Genomic DNA, 14,475 nt, shown 5'->3' on the forward strand with positions numbered 1-14,475 from the left:
TAGAATGGACAGCAGCAATCACTTACTAGTTAGGAGTTCACATCGAATGGATAACCAGAAATTTTCATCAGATATTAAGAAATATTTGCTGATTGCGACTTACACCGTATTGCTATATTTAATACTAACCAACATCAAATCGATTATTGGATTTCTAGTCGATCTCTATTATTTGTTGAATCCGGTTATATTAGGTTTTGCAATAGCTTATGTGCTCAACATATTATTGAAGGTGTTTGAGGAGAGAGTATTTGCGCCAATCAACAAGTATGATAAGCCATTATGGAAGAAGCTGAAGCGGCCTGCCTCCATATTGTTGACGTACTCGACGGTGATCATATTTTTTACGATTCTAGCGTGGTTCATCATCCCTCAGTTAATGGAAAGCTTATCCATGCTAACAAGCAATCTTCATGGCTACATGGCATCCTTGAAAGTGTTTGTTACGGATCTGGCGATCAGATTTAATCTTGAGAGTGACATTTGGGAAAAGATAGCGCTGAATTGGAGCGAGGTCGTTCAGAAGTTCGGTGGATTAATTACAGATTATGTACCGTATATCTTAACATTCACGAAAAATTTTACGGCCAGCTTTGTAGACGTTGTTATGGGGGCTGTACTGTCCGCATACCTTCTCATTAACAAAGAGAAGTTATCTTCGATATCCAAAAAGCTTTTATATGCATTTGTTTCTCCAAAACGAGCTGAAAAGACGGTTGAAGTATGCTCCATAACGAATAGAGCGTTCAGCGGATTTATTGCTGGGCAGCTGACAGAAGCCATGATACTCGGCGGATTATGCTTTATTGGTATGACGATCTTCTCGATGCCATATGCGCTTCTTGTCAGTGTTATTGTTGCGGTAACGAGTATTGTTCCTATATTCGGTGCTTATATTGGGACAATCCCAAGTGCATTTATTATATTGATGGTTGATCCGCCGAAAGCGTTCTGGTTTGTCATATTTATCATTGTGCTTCAACAGTTGGAGGGGAACTTTATTTATCCTCGAGTTGTAGGCAATTCAATTGGCATGAACGGACTTTGGGTTCTCTTATCGCTTATGATAGGAGGCAGCCTGTTTGGATTGATGGGTATGCTGCTAGGTATTCCAACCTTTGCGGTTATCTATACGCTATTGCGAATTGTAACGAATAACAGGCTGAAAAAGCGCAACATTAAGATATCGTAGGAAATCTGGATAACAGCGAACATATTTATGTTGACGACCGCTTCTCGAGTCATTTCGGGAATGCGGTCGTTTCTATTTAGCTGTCGTTTGCTCAGGCTGAGAGCATCGTAAAGGGATTATGTATTGTCATGCATGCTGCCGCTACAGCATAATGATCAAGGCTAAAGTAGCATTTAAGATAGATGAAAAGTATAAAAAATAAAAGCCAAATCGGATATCTCGCAATTTCCAATTGTGTGATTTTAGCTGCTGTGTAGCTAGTTTCGCACAGTTGATGGCTATGCCCAGCAGAATCGTAGCAAGTAAAGCCTGTGATAATGTGGTCAGTAAAGGTAGTTCATAGATCATTGACATTATTAATGAGATTCCCGTTACAACAATAGCTGCAGTTAGGATCGAATAGTTAAGCAACCGCCGTTTCATGTTCTTGATAAGTTCTTCTTCATTCATACGTGAACCTCCATATCCGCTTCTCATTTCTAAGTATATGAAAACAGAAAAAGAAATTAAACATCTTTGCGTACGAAATCGGATTTGCAACATTTGAATTTCATTCAATGAGATGTGAATTATTGATTGGTGGATGATAAATACTAACACAAGTCCTCGAATATGTTGCTTAAGGATGTGTGTTGAAATGGAAATGTTTTTGCATATTGCAATTAAATTAGCGGTTGGTTTTATGGCGTTGTTCATCTCGGCGAAAGTAATTGGTGGCAGAGAAATAAAACAGCTGTCGCCATATGACTTTATTTCAGCTATCGTATTATCTGAGCTGGTGGGCAATGGACTTTATGTAGATGAGGTTAATATTGCACACATACTGTTCACGATCACGCTCTGGACGAGTTTTATCGTGCTGATGAACAAAATATCTATTAAGAAGCGCAATACGCGCAAGCTTCTTGATGGAATGCCCTCATATTTTATCCATGATGGAAGGGTTGATAAGGAGCAGCTGCGTAAAAATAATATGGATCTGGATGAAATGTTAAGCTTGCTTCGACAAAAGGATATTTTCTCGGTTAATCAAGTGAAATTTGCGATTATTGAATCAAACGGCAACATTAGCGTATTTAAGAACGACATGAATGCGAATCAATTAGCCTTCCCCGTCATCATGGATGGCGAGATTCAACTGGATGCTCTGCATCGCAAGAGCAAAGAGCAGCTATGGCTCGTCAATGAGCTGAAGAAGCAGGGCTATAAAGGAATCGAAGATATATTCTATGCTGAGATCACACAAGGTGGAGAGTTAGTTGTAGCAGGAGATCAGCCTCCATCGAAATCCTCTACCTGATCAGTTTCTAACCTTTGAGCAGTAGTTCTTGATGTTACATCTAGAACTGCTGTTTTTTCGTTATTGAAGCTTCTCATATTATCGATAAAAAGTGAGCTGTGATGTTAAATACGTTCCATGTCAAAGCAAGGGCTGGGCTCGAAGTTGGAGTTGGTCGGAAATCGGCTAAGTAAGCTCTGATTAGGGTTACATTTGGGTTTACAAGTTAGTTTGCAGCCTGTAAGCTTACATCATGGCACCATGTCATAGCATAATTAAACGGAGATGATTGCACCATGCAAGCACAAGAAAGTACAGAGAGCCCCGAACAAGCGGTATGCAGCCATACCGCTCCAGTACCTATATACTTAGTTCATTATGTAGAAGATCATCCGAATTCCAGCACCTGGGACAAGCTTCCGAATGTGCAGTTGACAGACGTTGTATCTGGTGAAGTGCCAGCATTGCTGACCCATGTTCGTATGTGCTGGTCGGATTACGCACTTCATCTGCAATTTCGCTGTGAGGATGATATCATTGTCAGTCCGTTCACGAAGCGCGATGACTCCTTATTTGATGCGGACGTCGTAGAGTGGTTTATAGCCCCTTCTCCAGATGAACAACGATATTATGAGTTCAACATCAGCCCTCATAATGTGATCTTCGATTCGATGATTACGCACGAGAAGGATCAGCCGTTAGGGTTCCATCCAGAATGGAACGCAGAAGGAATCATGACGCAGGTTCGTTATACGGAGCCGGATAAGCAGTCACAGCGCGGATCTGTGCAGATTGAGTACACTGCGGTGCTTCCGTTTGCGGATCTGAATGCATCTCCACAGCCTGGTGAAGAGTGGCGAATCAATATGTTCCGTATTGATCAGGATGCTGAAGGAACACGCAGCTTCTCCGCTTGGTCACCAACAGGAGCGATCCAATTTCATGTGCCAGAGCGATTTGGCCGCATCCGATTTTTCAAATCATAATGCTTGAAGCGCAGGGACTGCCGTTCAGATCATGTATATGACTGAGGGCAGTCTTTTTTTGTTAGAGGTAGCCCCTGAGGCCCGAGACGTCGAAGATGGACGTCTCAGGGCGAAAAAGTCCTCGCTCAGGGGCTGAGACGTAGAAAAATGACGTCTCCGCCTCCAAGGCCGCCTCGCCGAGCGGTGGAACGCGCCCGAGACGTCGAAAAACGACGTCTCGGGCCGAATAAGTCCTCGCTCAGGGGCTGAGACGCAGAAAAATTACGTCTCAGCCTCCGAGGCGGCCTCGCCGAGCGGCGGAACGCGCCCGAGACGCCGAAAAACGACGTCTCAGGCTAAAAAAGTCCCCGCTCGGGAGCTGAGACGTAAAAAATTGACGTCTCAGCCTCCAAGGCTGCCTCACCGAGCGGTGGAACGCGCCCGAGACGCCGAAAAACGACGTCTCAGGCCGAAAAAGACCCCGCTCAGGGGCTGAGACGTAAAAAATTGACGTCTCAGCCTCCAAGGCAGCCTCGCCAAGTGGCGGAACGAGCTCGAGACGTCGAAAAACGACGTCTCAGGCTAAAAAAGACCCCGCTCGGGAGCTGAGACGTAGAAAAACGACGTCTCAGCTGCCAGTGGTGATACCGCTATACTTCTAACTGCTGCTCCCCCCAAAAATAACCTACTTATAAACAAGCTTCTCCCAACAAATAATGTAACTGACACCATTGTCCTTCGTACGATTGGATGTACGTTATATTGAAGCAGGAGGAGTACCTATGACGTCATCAGACAAATCCCAGAAACCCGCTTGGAAGACGGGAAAGACGAATTTATCCGAGCAGAAATACAAGCAGATGGCCCAAAAGCGTGAACCAGCCCGCGCCATCTTCCAGAACTGCATTCGTGCATTTCTCGTGGGCGGTATCATCTGCCTTATCGGGCAAGGATTCCAAGAAATCTTCATGAAATATTTCAATATGAGCAAGGAACAGGCAAGCTCTCCAACTGTTGTTCTGCTCATACTCATTTCTGTTATTCTGACAAGCTTTGGCGTATATGACAAGCTCGCGCAATGGGCCGGAGCAGGAAGCGCAGTGCCGGTCACGGGCTTTGCCAACTCGATGTCTTCCGCAGCGCTTGAACACCGAAGCGAGGGCATGGTGCTGGGGGTTGGCGGCAACATGTTCAAGCTGGCTGGATCCGTTATCGTGTATGGTACAGTTGCCGCATTTGTAGTTGCATTGGTATACCTGATCTTCGGCATCAATATTAAACACGGATGATGAAGCGATAAGGAGGCAGCGACATGCACATTGGACGACAGACCTGGCTGTTCAAGAACAAGCCGGTCATTCTTAGCACCGCAACGGTGGTTGGACCTGATGAAGGGGAAGGACCGCTTGGGAGCACATTTGACTATATACATGAAGATATGTATATGCAGCAACCGAGCTGGGAGAAGGCAGAACGCAGACTGATGGAGCAGGCAGTCGAGCTTGCCGTGCTGCACGCGAAGTTGAAGGAAGATCAGATCCAGTATTATATTGGTGGCGATCTGCTCAACCAGATCATTAGCAGCTCCTTCGCTGCCCGTGCGCTTGGCGTTCCGTATATCGGCGTGTTCGGAGCATGTTCTACTTCGATGGAGACGCTGGCTCTATCGGCGATGCTCGTGGATTCCGGTAATGCGGATTATGCGCTTGCCGGCGCGTGCAGCCATAACAGCACGGTCGAGAAGCAGTTCCGTTATCCGACGGAATACGGCTCGCAGAAGCCGCCGACAGCGCAGTATACAGTTACAGGTGCTGGAGCGGCGATCGTAGCGAAGAATGGCCCTGGACCAAAGATATATGCAGCGACTATCGGTAAGGTTGTCGATATGGGGCTAAAAGATCCATTTAATATGGGAGCAGCGATGGCTCCAGCGGCGGTGGACACGATTCAAACTCATCTCGCAGATCTGAACCGTACGCCTGCTGATTATGACTTGATCGTGACTGGCGACTTAGCAACAGTTGGGCATGCTATTGCGAAGGATTTATTTAAGGAGAATGGATTATCACTTAACGGCACCGTCTTCAGTGACTGCGGTTTGATGGTCTATGATCTCAAGAAGCAGGGTGTACAAGCAGGGGGAAGCGGGTGCGCTTGCTCAGCGGTAGTGACGTATGGACATATCCTGAAGCGAATGAAGAAAGGCGAGCTAAAGCGAGTCTTGGTTGCCGCAACAGGAGCGCTCTTGTCACCGCTGTCCTATCAGCAGGGTGAATCGATTCCATGCATAGCCCATGCGGTTACGTTGGAAATGGAGGAAGCATAACTATGATCTATTTTTGGGCTTTTGTAGTAGGCGGTTTGATCTGTGTAATCGGACAGCTTATGTTCGATGTAGCCAAATTAACCCCCGCCCACACGATGGCGGCGCTTGTTGTAGCAGGTGCTATCATCGACGGCTTCGGATGGTATGAGCCATTAATCAATTTTGCGGGAGCAGGAGCGACTGTCCCGATCACAAGCTTCGGCAATTCCTTGGTACACGGAGCGATCACTGATCTGCAAAAGGATGGCTGGATCGGAGCGGTGACGGGAATATTCAAGACGACGAGCGCAGGGATATCAGCTGCTATCGTGTTTTCCTTCTTTGCGGCTTTACTGTGTCGTCCTAAAGGTTAAGTTCAGCTTGCTTATCCTCGCTTCCGTAACGGAATGCGAGGATTTTTAATGTGCAGCAAGGATTTCGTTGGAATAAATGAATCAATTTGTTAGTTTACTGCATGTACGGCTGGCAGAATATGGTGTAATATGAGAGCATGTAACCGTGATCTCAGCAATACGACTATCCTAGTTATTCGCGAGGAGGCTGCATTCATGTCATCAACTAATCATTTATTCGATGTCATTCAACAATTACGCTCCACACTGGAGCGCTGCATATTAGGAAAGGAAACCGAGATCGAGCTGTTGCTTACCGCGATGCTGGCAGGCGGGCACGTACTGATTGAAGATGTACCTGGCACAGGCAAGACACAAATGATTAAGTCGCTTGCCAGGTCGATGAATGGACAGTTTCGCCGTGTCCAGTGCAATCCGGACTTGCTGCCGACGGATATAACCGGCATGTTTATTTATCACCCGAAGGATCAACAATTCGTTTTTCGCCCCGGTCCGATGATGACCAATTTCCTGCTAGTTGATGAGATTAACCGAGCCACTACGAAGACACAATCCGCATTGTTAGAAGCAATGGAAGAACACCACGTCACCATAGACGGTGAAACATTCGATTTACCGACTCCATTTATCCTGTTCGCCACCCAGAACCCGATCGAATTTGAAGGTACATATGCACTGCCAGAAGCCCAACTCGATCGTTTCATGATCAAACTGCGGATCGGATACCCCGATGGTCCAACAGAGCGAAGCATTCTTGCTAGACATGCTGAGGGACTTCCTTCTGAGCGAGTTGATCAAGTTGCTGATATAGCTACAATTGAAGAAGTTCAGCAGGATATTAAGCTTATCCATATGGATGAAGCGATCGTTTCCTACATGGTAGATATTATCCGTGAGACGCGGGAGCACCCGCAGGTGCTGCTCGGAGCAAGTCCGCGAGCTTCCATTGCGCTGATGCAGGCTTCCAAGGCATACGCTTGGCTGCAGGGCCGGAGGTACGTAACTCCAGATGATGTGAAGCGGTTGGTGCCTTATGTGCTCGCGCATCGTATGGTGCTGGGCATTGATGCTAAGATCGACGGTTCGACGGCTTACACTATACTTCAGCAAGTATTGAAGAAGATCGCTGTGCCTGTGCGGCTGGAGATGTAAAGATGACAGGGAGCAGCCAGTCGCAGCCGCGTAGACAGTCCATGATTAAGATGTGGATTGTCGCTGTCTTGATCTATGTCGCACTTATTTTTTACTTTTTGTTTCAAGGTGGAAAGACATCATTCATGCTATTGGTGATGGCAACCGTGCTTGGTGTTTATTGGATTGCCGGTTCCGTCGGAGGAATTCGACGTGTCAGCGGTCAACGTATAGTGGGCGGAGATGGCCACAAGCATTTCGTGGCGGACAGCAACATTCCCGTTCAGTTGAGTATTCGCATACCTGGCTGGCTTCCATTGCCGTATATCATTGTCAACGATGAGATATACCGTTTCGGCAAGCTGGTTGGGCAGTATGAATCTATCGTCACGATGGACTCCCATCGCCAGGCTGAAGTGCAATATCATACACCGCCGCTTCCGCGCGGGTGTTATCAGTTCACAAATACGATCTGCCGAACGAAGGATCTATTCGGATTGTTCGAACATAAAGGCGAATTTCAGGCAACACAATCCATATATGTGCTTCCGCAAACAGTGCCTATCGCCAGCTGGAGACAGAGCAGGGCTTGGAACGGCTTATCCCACCTAGATCATGCGCTAACGAAGGATCGCAGAGAATCCACCCATCTCAATGGAATTCGCGAATATGCGTACGGTGATAAGCTCTCGCGGGTTCATTGGAACGCGACGGCGAAGACTGGAATGATGAAGTCGAAGCAGTTTGAGCCGGAAGGGTTTCCACAATTGGTGCTTGTGCTCGATCAATCTGTATTTGCGTATGATCTAGCAGATCAATTTGAGTTGGCCGTGTCAGCAGTTGCATCGCTTGCTGCCTATGCACGCGTGCAGCAGCGGCGAACTGTCGTGATCGGCATGGGCGAAGAACCGAAGATATGGACAGATGATGCGGTTCGTTATGAATCGCTGCCTTACCGCCAATGGCTGGCTTCCGTGCAGCGGGAGCGGGACTTGAGCGATAAGCGGACAGAACCGATCTGGATCGACAAGTGGTCTAATCATCCTGAGCTAAGGAGAGGCGGCGTTGTCGTATGGATATCAGGACGTGTGCAGCGGAGTCAGCTTATCTCAATAGCAGCGCTGGCCAAACGAAATTGGCATGGAACTTATCTGCATGTAGGTCAGTATACTGCTGCTGCTCAGGAAAGTGTGGCTGAGACTTCTGCTGTGCTTATGAAATATCGCTATCAATATGTGAAGATATCGGATCTACACGAGCTTCCCGCAAGATTGGAGGGAACGGCCTGATGAGAGAGAAGCGATTCTCTTTTCGCTTCAAAGGATTATTTTGGGAAGAACGCTTGATATGGATCTGCTTGTTCATCTTGATGTCACAATGGGTGGATGCATTAGTTCCCTACTGGTACGAAGAAACCATCAGTATGACCGATCGGATGCTCAGTGTTATGTTGTTTCTCGGATTACTGATCCCAGCCGTTCCGCACATTCGAATACCGATCGGTGTTGCGCTCGTATTTTGGTCTGTATTTCGAGAGCTTTCGGATATAGGACTTTGGATTGCCCCTGATGCGGAGCATGTCACTTGGCTTGAACGAATGTCACTTTATCATCCCTATATATGGCTGGTTGGACTCATCTGGCTCACTTATGAAATATTTATGAGAGCGGTCAATACAGGCGGGCATATTCTGCTGCTGATGATTATTCAATTGATCGTGTTCGGTATTCTAGATTCCTTCACGCCCGTGAACTTATGGGTTCAGGTGGCATGGATCATGGCAGCATCTCTGCTATGGCTGATCGCACTCCATTTCAGGAATGTCAGGCTTCAATATCCCGCTAAGTGGAAGCGCTCGAAGCGTTATGCGCTCCAGATGATCGTTAGTGCGGTCGTACTCGTTTCGCTGATCATAACGACAGGGGTCAGTGTTCCCGGCCTGGAGCCTGTGCTGACAGATCCATATACGTCATGGATTGAGTCGGGTAAGCTTGGAGCAGGTCCAGGGGGGAATGGGCAAGGGCATGGAGGAACGGGGAGCTTATCGGGATACAGTATGAATGATAAAGGTCTTGGCGGCGGTTTCGAGATGAACTTTATGCCGGTTATGACGGTGCAATCCGATTATCGGGGATATTGGCGCGGCGAAACGAAATCCACTTATTTAGGCGATGGTTGGGCTGACTATAACAAAATGAACTTAACAGAGCATGTACTGCCTGATACACCGGTTAAGGATGGATATTTACGAGCTCCCGACGTACCTACTCGAATGGTTAAGCAAAGCTTTACCATGCTGGATGACAAGGTGTATCCTGTATTATTCGGAATGGCTTCTATAAGCTCTTACGAGCAATTGGATGTAACGAACGAAGGTGAGCTGTTGTGGAATGTGCGTGACGACGAGCTCAAGTACTTGGATAATGGGACGAGGAAGTATCCGAAGACCTATACCATTATCTCCAACGTACTTGAGGCTACTCCGGATCAGATGAGAGAAGCTACTCAAACGCGCAAGGAATCATACGAGTCAATGGAATGGCAACAGTATTTGCAACTGCCTAATTTCGTTCCTGATCGAGTCAAAGAGCTTGCCGTGCAGCTGACCGAGAATGCGACAAACGATTATGATCGCGCTATGTTTATCGAAACCTATCTGCGCACTCATTTTACGTATACGAATAAGCCGGATATTTCGAAGAGAAAGAGCCCTGATTTCGTTGACTCCTTCCTATTCGAGGTCCAAGAGGGCTACTGCGATTATTATTCTTCTGCGATGGCGGTCATGATGCGCAGCATAGGGGTTCCAACTCGCTGGGTAAAAGGCTACGCGCCAGGTAGTAGAGATGATATTGCAGATGGTCTTAAGCCTCAGGATTTACTCGAACGTATGGCTGATCCGAACGCAGGGGGGACGTTCCGGGTAACGAATGCAGATGCGCATTCGTGGGTTGAGGTATATCTAGGGGATTATGGCTGGGTGGCATTTGAGCCGACACCGGGCTTTTCCATGCCTCGTTTGGAGCCACAGGCAGAACCTAGTGCCATTCAGAATCCGCAGGAGCTTAGTCCAGACAACACAGCAGCCCCTCTAGACGAAGAAAAGTCGCTTTCTTTGCCATCATGGGTAGGATTAGCGGCTCAGATCGTGCTGGCATTAGCTGTACTGCTGGTGCTTGCTTATCTCTTGAAGCGATGGCAGGCTGTAGGCTTCTCCCTTCGCTGGCTTCGTTTGATTAGCAGAAGCTTGTCGCCGAATCAGCGAATGATCGTTGAGACGGAGCTTTGGCTAAGTTATTGTCGTTGGCGCGGATTGCAGCGAACACAGGACGAAACGGTACGCGAAGCGATTGAACGCTGGTATCATGACGACTCTGATAAACGGAATGCAGCAAATTCAATTGTTCGGCAGTTTGAGCAGGCGAAGTACGGTGCAGAGACGATGTCTGATCAGGATTGCAGTCAATTGAAGGTTATGATCCGGAATTTCAAGCGAGAAATGAAGTAATTAGATATTTATTAATTCTCCTACTGGACATGGGGGGAGTTATATCATGAAAAAGAATAAACATTGGAGACTGTGGCTAGTGGGTGCTGCAGTCCTTCTCTTGATCGGGTTTTTCTATATTCAGTTAAGTACGGCATATATCAGCAATGATGCTATTCAACAGGCTGTATTTCGTTCATTGCCGAAAGAGGAACAAGAAGCGCTCGGGGACCGCGCTTGGCGCTATTTTAAAGTCGAAAAAGTTAAATTAAAGGACGTCCCGAGTATAATAAACTCGAATTTCTCTCAAAAAATCAATCAACGATCACTTTTCTTAAACGGAAATGTGGTATATAAAGTTACTTTTCCGCTTTCAAATCCGATGTATGGATTTAATGAAGGAGTTGCTTACGTTAATCCCTTTACTAGAGGGATTGTTGGATATGCCGGTATGTTATGAATGGGAACAATTCATACCAAGAACAATAAGATTAAAAGCCTCGGAATAGTCCGAGGCTTTATTGATTTTTAAAGCTGTGATACCGCTCGTGATACCAATATTTCGCGAACGCATTGCAAATGATCGTTTAGAATGCTTGTAATGCACACAAATCAGTATAATTTTCAAGCATGTTCAAAAACGTGCATACTACAAATTGATATGGTATAGTTTTTCGTATGAAAACGAGGTGAACGTTTTGTTTAAAGGATTTATTCCGCGACTACGGGTGAGTACGGTATATGATATCAATTTAGCAGAGTTGAAAGCTAATGGAGTAAAAGGTATCATTACGGATCTAGATAATACGTTGGTCGGAGCGAAGGACCCGCTGGCAACCCCGCAGCTTGAAGCATGGATCGAGGAAGTGAAGCGTCAAGGCTTTAAGCTGGTCATCGTATCGAATAATAATCTTATTCGCGTATCTACATTTGCTGCGCCGCTTGATATTCAATTTGTCTTTGCTGCCCGCAAGCCGTCCCAGAAACCTTTTCAGAAAGCAATGGATATCATGGGACTGAAGTCGGAGGAAACGGCTGTTATCGGAGACCAATTGATGACCGATGTATTAGGCGGAAATCGGATGAAATTGTATACGATACTCGTACAGCCAATTGCGCTGCAGGATGAGGGATGGACCACACGTATCAATCGACGCCTGGAGCGTTTTGTTACCGCGCGTTTACGCAAGCAAGGAAAGTGGAAATAAGTTCATTTATGCAAGCGGGTGCCGAGCATAAGCGGTTCATCGTTAGGGAGCAGGTTGAATGAAGCCGCCCTAGATAACGGTATCTACATACATTCGCATATGCGGCAGGAATAAGTATGAGAGCAAGATCTGTTTTACCAGAGGAGGACATAACAACATGGAAGCCATTAAGAATTGCAGCGGCTGCGGAGTGAAGGTTCAGACAGAAAGTCCGGGCAGACCCGGATACGTGCCGGATAGCGCACTCGAACGTGACCCGATCATCTGTCAGCGCTGCTTCCGAATTAAAAACTATAATGATGCGAGTTCAGTAGCGTTGGATCAGGACGATTTCCTTCGCCTGCTCGGAAAGATCGGACAAGAGGACGCGCTGGTCATTCATATCGTCGATCTGTTCGATTTCGACGGAAGCATCATTTCTAGCTTGCAGCGGTTCGTGGGCAGCAACCCGGTGCTGCTTGTCGTGAACAAGGTGGATCTGCTGCCTAAAGCGATGAACTGGAACCGCATCAAGAACTGGGTGCAGCGCCGAGCTAAGGAACACGGTATTCGCATCGTAGATATCGTGCTGGTTAGCGCTAAGCGCAACCTAGGCTTTGACCGCCTGGTTGAAGAAGTCGACCATTACCGTGGCAATCGCGATGTATATGTGGTTGGAGCTACAAATGTGGGCAAGTCTACGCTCATTAACCGGTTGATTCGAGACTACAGTGATATGGAAAGGGAATTGACTACGTCTCGTTATCCAGGGACGACGCTTGATCTGGTGCACATCCCGCTCGATGATGGTCACTACATCATTGATACGCCGGGAATTGTATACAGCAGCCGTTTAACAGAGCTGGTGGATCGTGATGTACTGGGAGCGCTGCTGCCGGACAAGCCATTGAAGCCAATGGTGTATCAATTGAACGCGGAGCAGACTTTGTTCTTCGGCGCATTAGCTCGATTCGACTTCGTTGAGGGAGAACGCCAGTCGTTTACTTGCTACATTTCAAATGGCATCAATATTCATCGTACAAAGCTTGAACGTGCGGATGAGCTGTATGAGGAGCACGCTGGCGAGATGCTTGCGCCTCCGACACGTGAACAATTGGAGAGCATTCCAGCCTGGACGAAGCACGAACTGCGCGTACCACGCGGAGAGAAGATGGATGTGTTCATCTCAGGGTTGGGCTGGATCACATGCAACGGCACTGCTGGAGCTTTATTGAAAGTTCATGCGCCTAAAGGCGTTAAGGTGCTGCTGCGCCCTTCGTTAATCTAATCCAATCAAGGGGAAGCGATATGGATGCATAATAAGCTGGCAACGAATACGCCCGTGGTGACGAGCGATACAGCAGTATTTGCGGTTATCGGAGCCCCGGTGGGCCACTCCAAATCGCCTCTGATGCATAATGCGGCATTTGCGGCATGCGGGTGGAATGGAGTCTATACAGCATTTCACGTAGAACCGGAGCAGTTGAAGAACGCGATCGCTGGAATGCGCGCATTTGGCATACGAGGTATCAATGTGACGATTCCACACAAGGAACATGTGATGGCTTATCTCGATGAGATTGATGAGAGTGCCCGCATGATCGGTGCGGTCAACACGATTGTGAACGACAAAGGCAAACTTATCGGGTATAATACGGACGGACCCGGTTATGTGCGGTCATTGAAAGAAGAAACCGAGGTGCAGCTGACAGGAGCGACTGTGCTTATTATCGGTGCCGGCGGCGCTGCGCGAGGATTAGCGTTTGGCTTGCTGCGTGAAGGCGTCAAGCATATATATATTGCGAATCGGACCATAGAGCGGGCAGAACGGATTGCACAGGACCTGCAGTCGATGGGATCCATTGAAGCCGTAGGTCTTGTGGATCGTCTGCCTCAAACTGGCGGTGCGCGCGTGGACCTCGTCATTAATACCACATCGCTCGGTATGCATCCTTATCCAGATGAGATGCCGTTACAGGCATCCTATCTGAAGCCGCATATGATCGTTAGCGATATTATTTACAATCCGCTCGAAACGAAGCTGCTGGCAGAAGCCCGTGCCTTGGGCGCTGTTACTCACAGTGGGTTGGGGATGTTTATATATCAAGGTGTTATCGCCTTTGAACTGTGGACAGGAATATCTGCGCCTGTCAGTGTTATGCGTGACGCTGTAATGAGGGCTATGTCAGAATCATAAAACAATACTTGTAGAACGAGTGGCTCCTTAGGTCAGCTATGGAGCAGGGAAGGAAGAAAAACATGTTAACAGGCAAACAAAAACGTCATCTGCGCTCACTTGCGCATCATCTCACTCCGATCTTTCAGGTCGGCAAAGGCGGAGTCAATGATCAGTTGATCCGACATATTGAAGAAGCGATTGAGACTCGCGAGCTGATCAAGATATCTGTACTGAACAATTGCGATGATGATCGCAATGAGATCGCGGAGGAGCTTGCTAAGGGCTCCGGTTCAGAATTGGTGCAAGTCATCGGCAAAACGATCGTCTTGTACAAAGAGTCCCGTGACCATAAGGAAATTGTACTGCCTAATTAGTC

General features: G+C 47.4%; 15 protein-coding genes. 14 read left to right on the top strand and 1 reads right to left on the bottom strand.

What is annotated here, in order from left to right; genetic code table 11:
* The first annotated feature begins 46 nt into the window (after window positions 1-46).
* Entirely contained in the window at window positions 47-1,192 is a 1,146-nt protein-coding gene (locus tag ACXX53_RS10445; RefSeq protein ID WP_458568585.1) for an AI-2E family transporter, read from the top strand.
* Window positions 1,193-1,333: 141 nt separating this feature from the next.
* Here ACXX53_RS10445 and ACXX53_RS10450 read toward each other — a convergent pair whose 3' ends face one another.
* The gene (locus ACXX53_RS10450) at window positions 1,334-1,642 is read right to left on the bottom strand and encodes a hypothetical protein (RefSeq protein ID WP_458568586.1); all 309 of its coding nucleotides are present in this window, start codon (window positions 1,640-1,642) and stop codon (window positions 1,334-1,336) included.
* 187 nt (window positions 1,643-1,829) lie between these two features.
* On the opposite strand from ACXX53_RS10450, the gene ACXX53_RS10455 reads away from it, so the two are divergent.
* From ACXX53_RS10455 to yhbY, 13 genes are all read left to right on the top strand, one after another.
* Entirely contained in the window at window positions 1,830-2,492 is a 663-nt protein-coding gene (locus tag ACXX53_RS10455; RefSeq protein ID WP_458568587.1) for a DUF421 domain-containing protein, read from the top strand.
* A 275-nt stretch (window positions 2,493-2,767) separates the two neighbouring features.
* Window positions 2,768-3,457 carry a carbohydrate-binding family 9-like protein gene (locus ACXX53_RS10460; protein WP_458568588.1) on the top strand — a complete coding sequence of 230 codons (690 nt, stop codon included), beginning with the start codon at window positions 2,768-2,770 and terminating at the stop codon, window positions 3,455-3,457.
* Between the two features lie 761 nt (window positions 3,458-4,218).
* Entirely contained in the window at window positions 4,219-4,725 is a 507-nt protein-coding gene (gene spoVAC / locus ACXX53_RS10465; protein ID WP_458568589.1) for a stage V sporulation protein AC, read from the top strand.
* 23 nt (window positions 4,726-4,748) lie between these two features.
* On the top strand, window positions 4,749-5,762 hold the full coding sequence (gene spoVAD / locus ACXX53_RS10470) for a stage V sporulation protein AD (protein ID WP_458568590.1): 1,014 nt from the start codon (window positions 4,749-4,751) through the stop codon (window positions 5,760-5,762).
* A gap of 2 nt (window positions 5,763-5,764) precedes the next feature.
* Window positions 5,765-6,115, top strand: a complete 351-nt coding sequence (spoVAE, locus tag ACXX53_RS10475; RefSeq protein WP_458568591.1) for a stage V sporulation protein AE — start codon at window positions 5,765-5,767, stop codon at window positions 6,113-6,115.
* Between the two features lie 195 nt (window positions 6,116-6,310).
* Window positions 6,311-7,267, top strand: coding sequence for an AAA family ATPase (locus ACXX53_RS10480; protein ID WP_458568592.1), 957 nt, complete (start codon window positions 6,311-6,313; stop codon window positions 7,265-7,267).
* A gap of 2 nt (window positions 7,268-7,269) precedes the next feature.
* Complete coding sequence (locus ACXX53_RS10485) at window positions 7,270-8,535, top strand: DUF58 domain-containing protein (protein ID WP_458568593.1); 1,266 nt, start codon at window positions 7,270-7,272, stop codon at window positions 8,533-8,535.
* On the top strand, window positions 8,535-10,754 hold the full coding sequence (locus ACXX53_RS10490) for a DUF4129 domain-containing transglutaminase family protein (protein ID WP_458568594.1): 2,220 nt from the start codon (window positions 8,535-8,537) through the stop codon (window positions 10,752-10,754). The genes ACXX53_RS10485 and ACXX53_RS10490 overlap by 1 nt, the downstream gene beginning before the upstream one ends.
* A 46-nt stretch (window positions 10,755-10,800) precedes the next feature.
* Complete coding sequence (locus tag ACXX53_RS10495) at window positions 10,801-11,193, top strand: hypothetical protein (protein ID WP_458568595.1); 393 nt, start codon at window positions 10,801-10,803, stop codon at window positions 11,191-11,193.
* Between the two features lie 238 nt (window positions 11,194-11,431).
* Entirely contained in the window at window positions 11,432-11,941 is a 510-nt protein-coding gene (locus ACXX53_RS10500; RefSeq protein ID WP_458568596.1) for a YqeG family HAD IIIA-type phosphatase, read from the top strand.
* A gap of 157 nt (window positions 11,942-12,098) precedes the next feature.
* Entirely contained in the window at window positions 12,099-13,208 is a 1,110-nt protein-coding gene (gene yqeH, locus ACXX53_RS10505) for a ribosome biogenesis GTPase YqeH (RefSeq protein WP_458568597.1), read from the top strand.
* Between the two features lie 24 nt (window positions 13,209-13,232).
* Complete coding sequence (aroE, locus tag ACXX53_RS10510; RefSeq protein ID WP_458568598.1) at window positions 13,233-14,117, top strand: shikimate dehydrogenase; 885 nt, start codon at window positions 13,233-13,235, stop codon at window positions 14,115-14,117.
* 62 nt (window positions 14,118-14,179) lie between these two features.
* Window positions 14,180-14,473, top strand: coding sequence for a ribosome assembly RNA-binding protein YhbY (gene yhbY, locus ACXX53_RS10515; protein ID WP_458568599.1), 294 nt, complete (start codon window positions 14,180-14,182; stop codon window positions 14,471-14,473).
* The last annotated feature ends 2 nt before the right edge of the window (window positions 14,474-14,475 follow it).

Source organism: Paenibacillus marinisediminis, from assembly GCF_054343325.1.

Coding starts and splice junctions, on each gene's coding strand:
- ACXX53_RS10445 (WP_458568585.1), top strand. CDS start 47: ATGGATAACCAGAAATTTTCATCAGATATTAAGAAATATTTGCTGATT.
- ACXX53_RS10450 (WP_458568586.1), bottom strand. CDS start 1,642: ATGAATGAAGAAGAACTTATCAAGAACATGAAACGGCGGTTGCTTAAC.
- ACXX53_RS10455 (WP_458568587.1), top strand. CDS start 1,830: ATGGAAATGTTTTTGCATATTGCAATTAAATTAGCGGTTGGTTTTATG.
- ACXX53_RS10460 (WP_458568588.1), top strand. CDS start 2,768: ATGCAAGCACAAGAAAGTACAGAGAGCCCCGAACAAGCGGTATGCAGC.
- spoVAC (WP_458568589.1), top strand. CDS start 4,219: ATGACGTCATCAGACAAATCCCAGAAACCCGCTTGGAAGACGGGAAAG.
- spoVAD (WP_458568590.1), top strand. CDS start 4,749: ATGCACATTGGACGACAGACCTGGCTGTTCAAGAACAAGCCGGTCATT.
- spoVAE (WP_458568591.1), top strand. CDS start 5,765: ATGATCTATTTTTGGGCTTTTGTAGTAGGCGGTTTGATCTGTGTAATC.
- ACXX53_RS10480 (WP_458568592.1), top strand. CDS start 6,311: ATGTCATCAACTAATCATTTATTCGATGTCATTCAACAATTACGCTCC.
- ACXX53_RS10485 (WP_458568593.1), top strand. CDS start 7,270: ATGACAGGGAGCAGCCAGTCGCAGCCGCGTAGACAGTCCATGATTAAG.
- ACXX53_RS10490 (WP_458568594.1), top strand. CDS start 8,535: ATGAGAGAGAAGCGATTCTCTTTTCGCTTCAAAGGATTATTTTGGGAA.
- ACXX53_RS10495 (WP_458568595.1), top strand. CDS start 10,801: ATGAAAAAGAATAAACATTGGAGACTGTGGCTAGTGGGTGCTGCAGTC.
- yqeH (WP_458568597.1), top strand. CDS start 12,099: ATGGAAGCCATTAAGAATTGCAGCGGCTGCGGAGTGAAGGTTCAGACA.
- aroE (WP_458568598.1), top strand. CDS start 13,233: ATGCATAATAAGCTGGCAACGAATACGCCCGTGGTGACGAGCGATACA.
- yhbY (WP_458568599.1), top strand. CDS start 14,180: ATGTTAACAGGCAAACAAAAACGTCATCTGCGCTCACTTGCGCATCAT.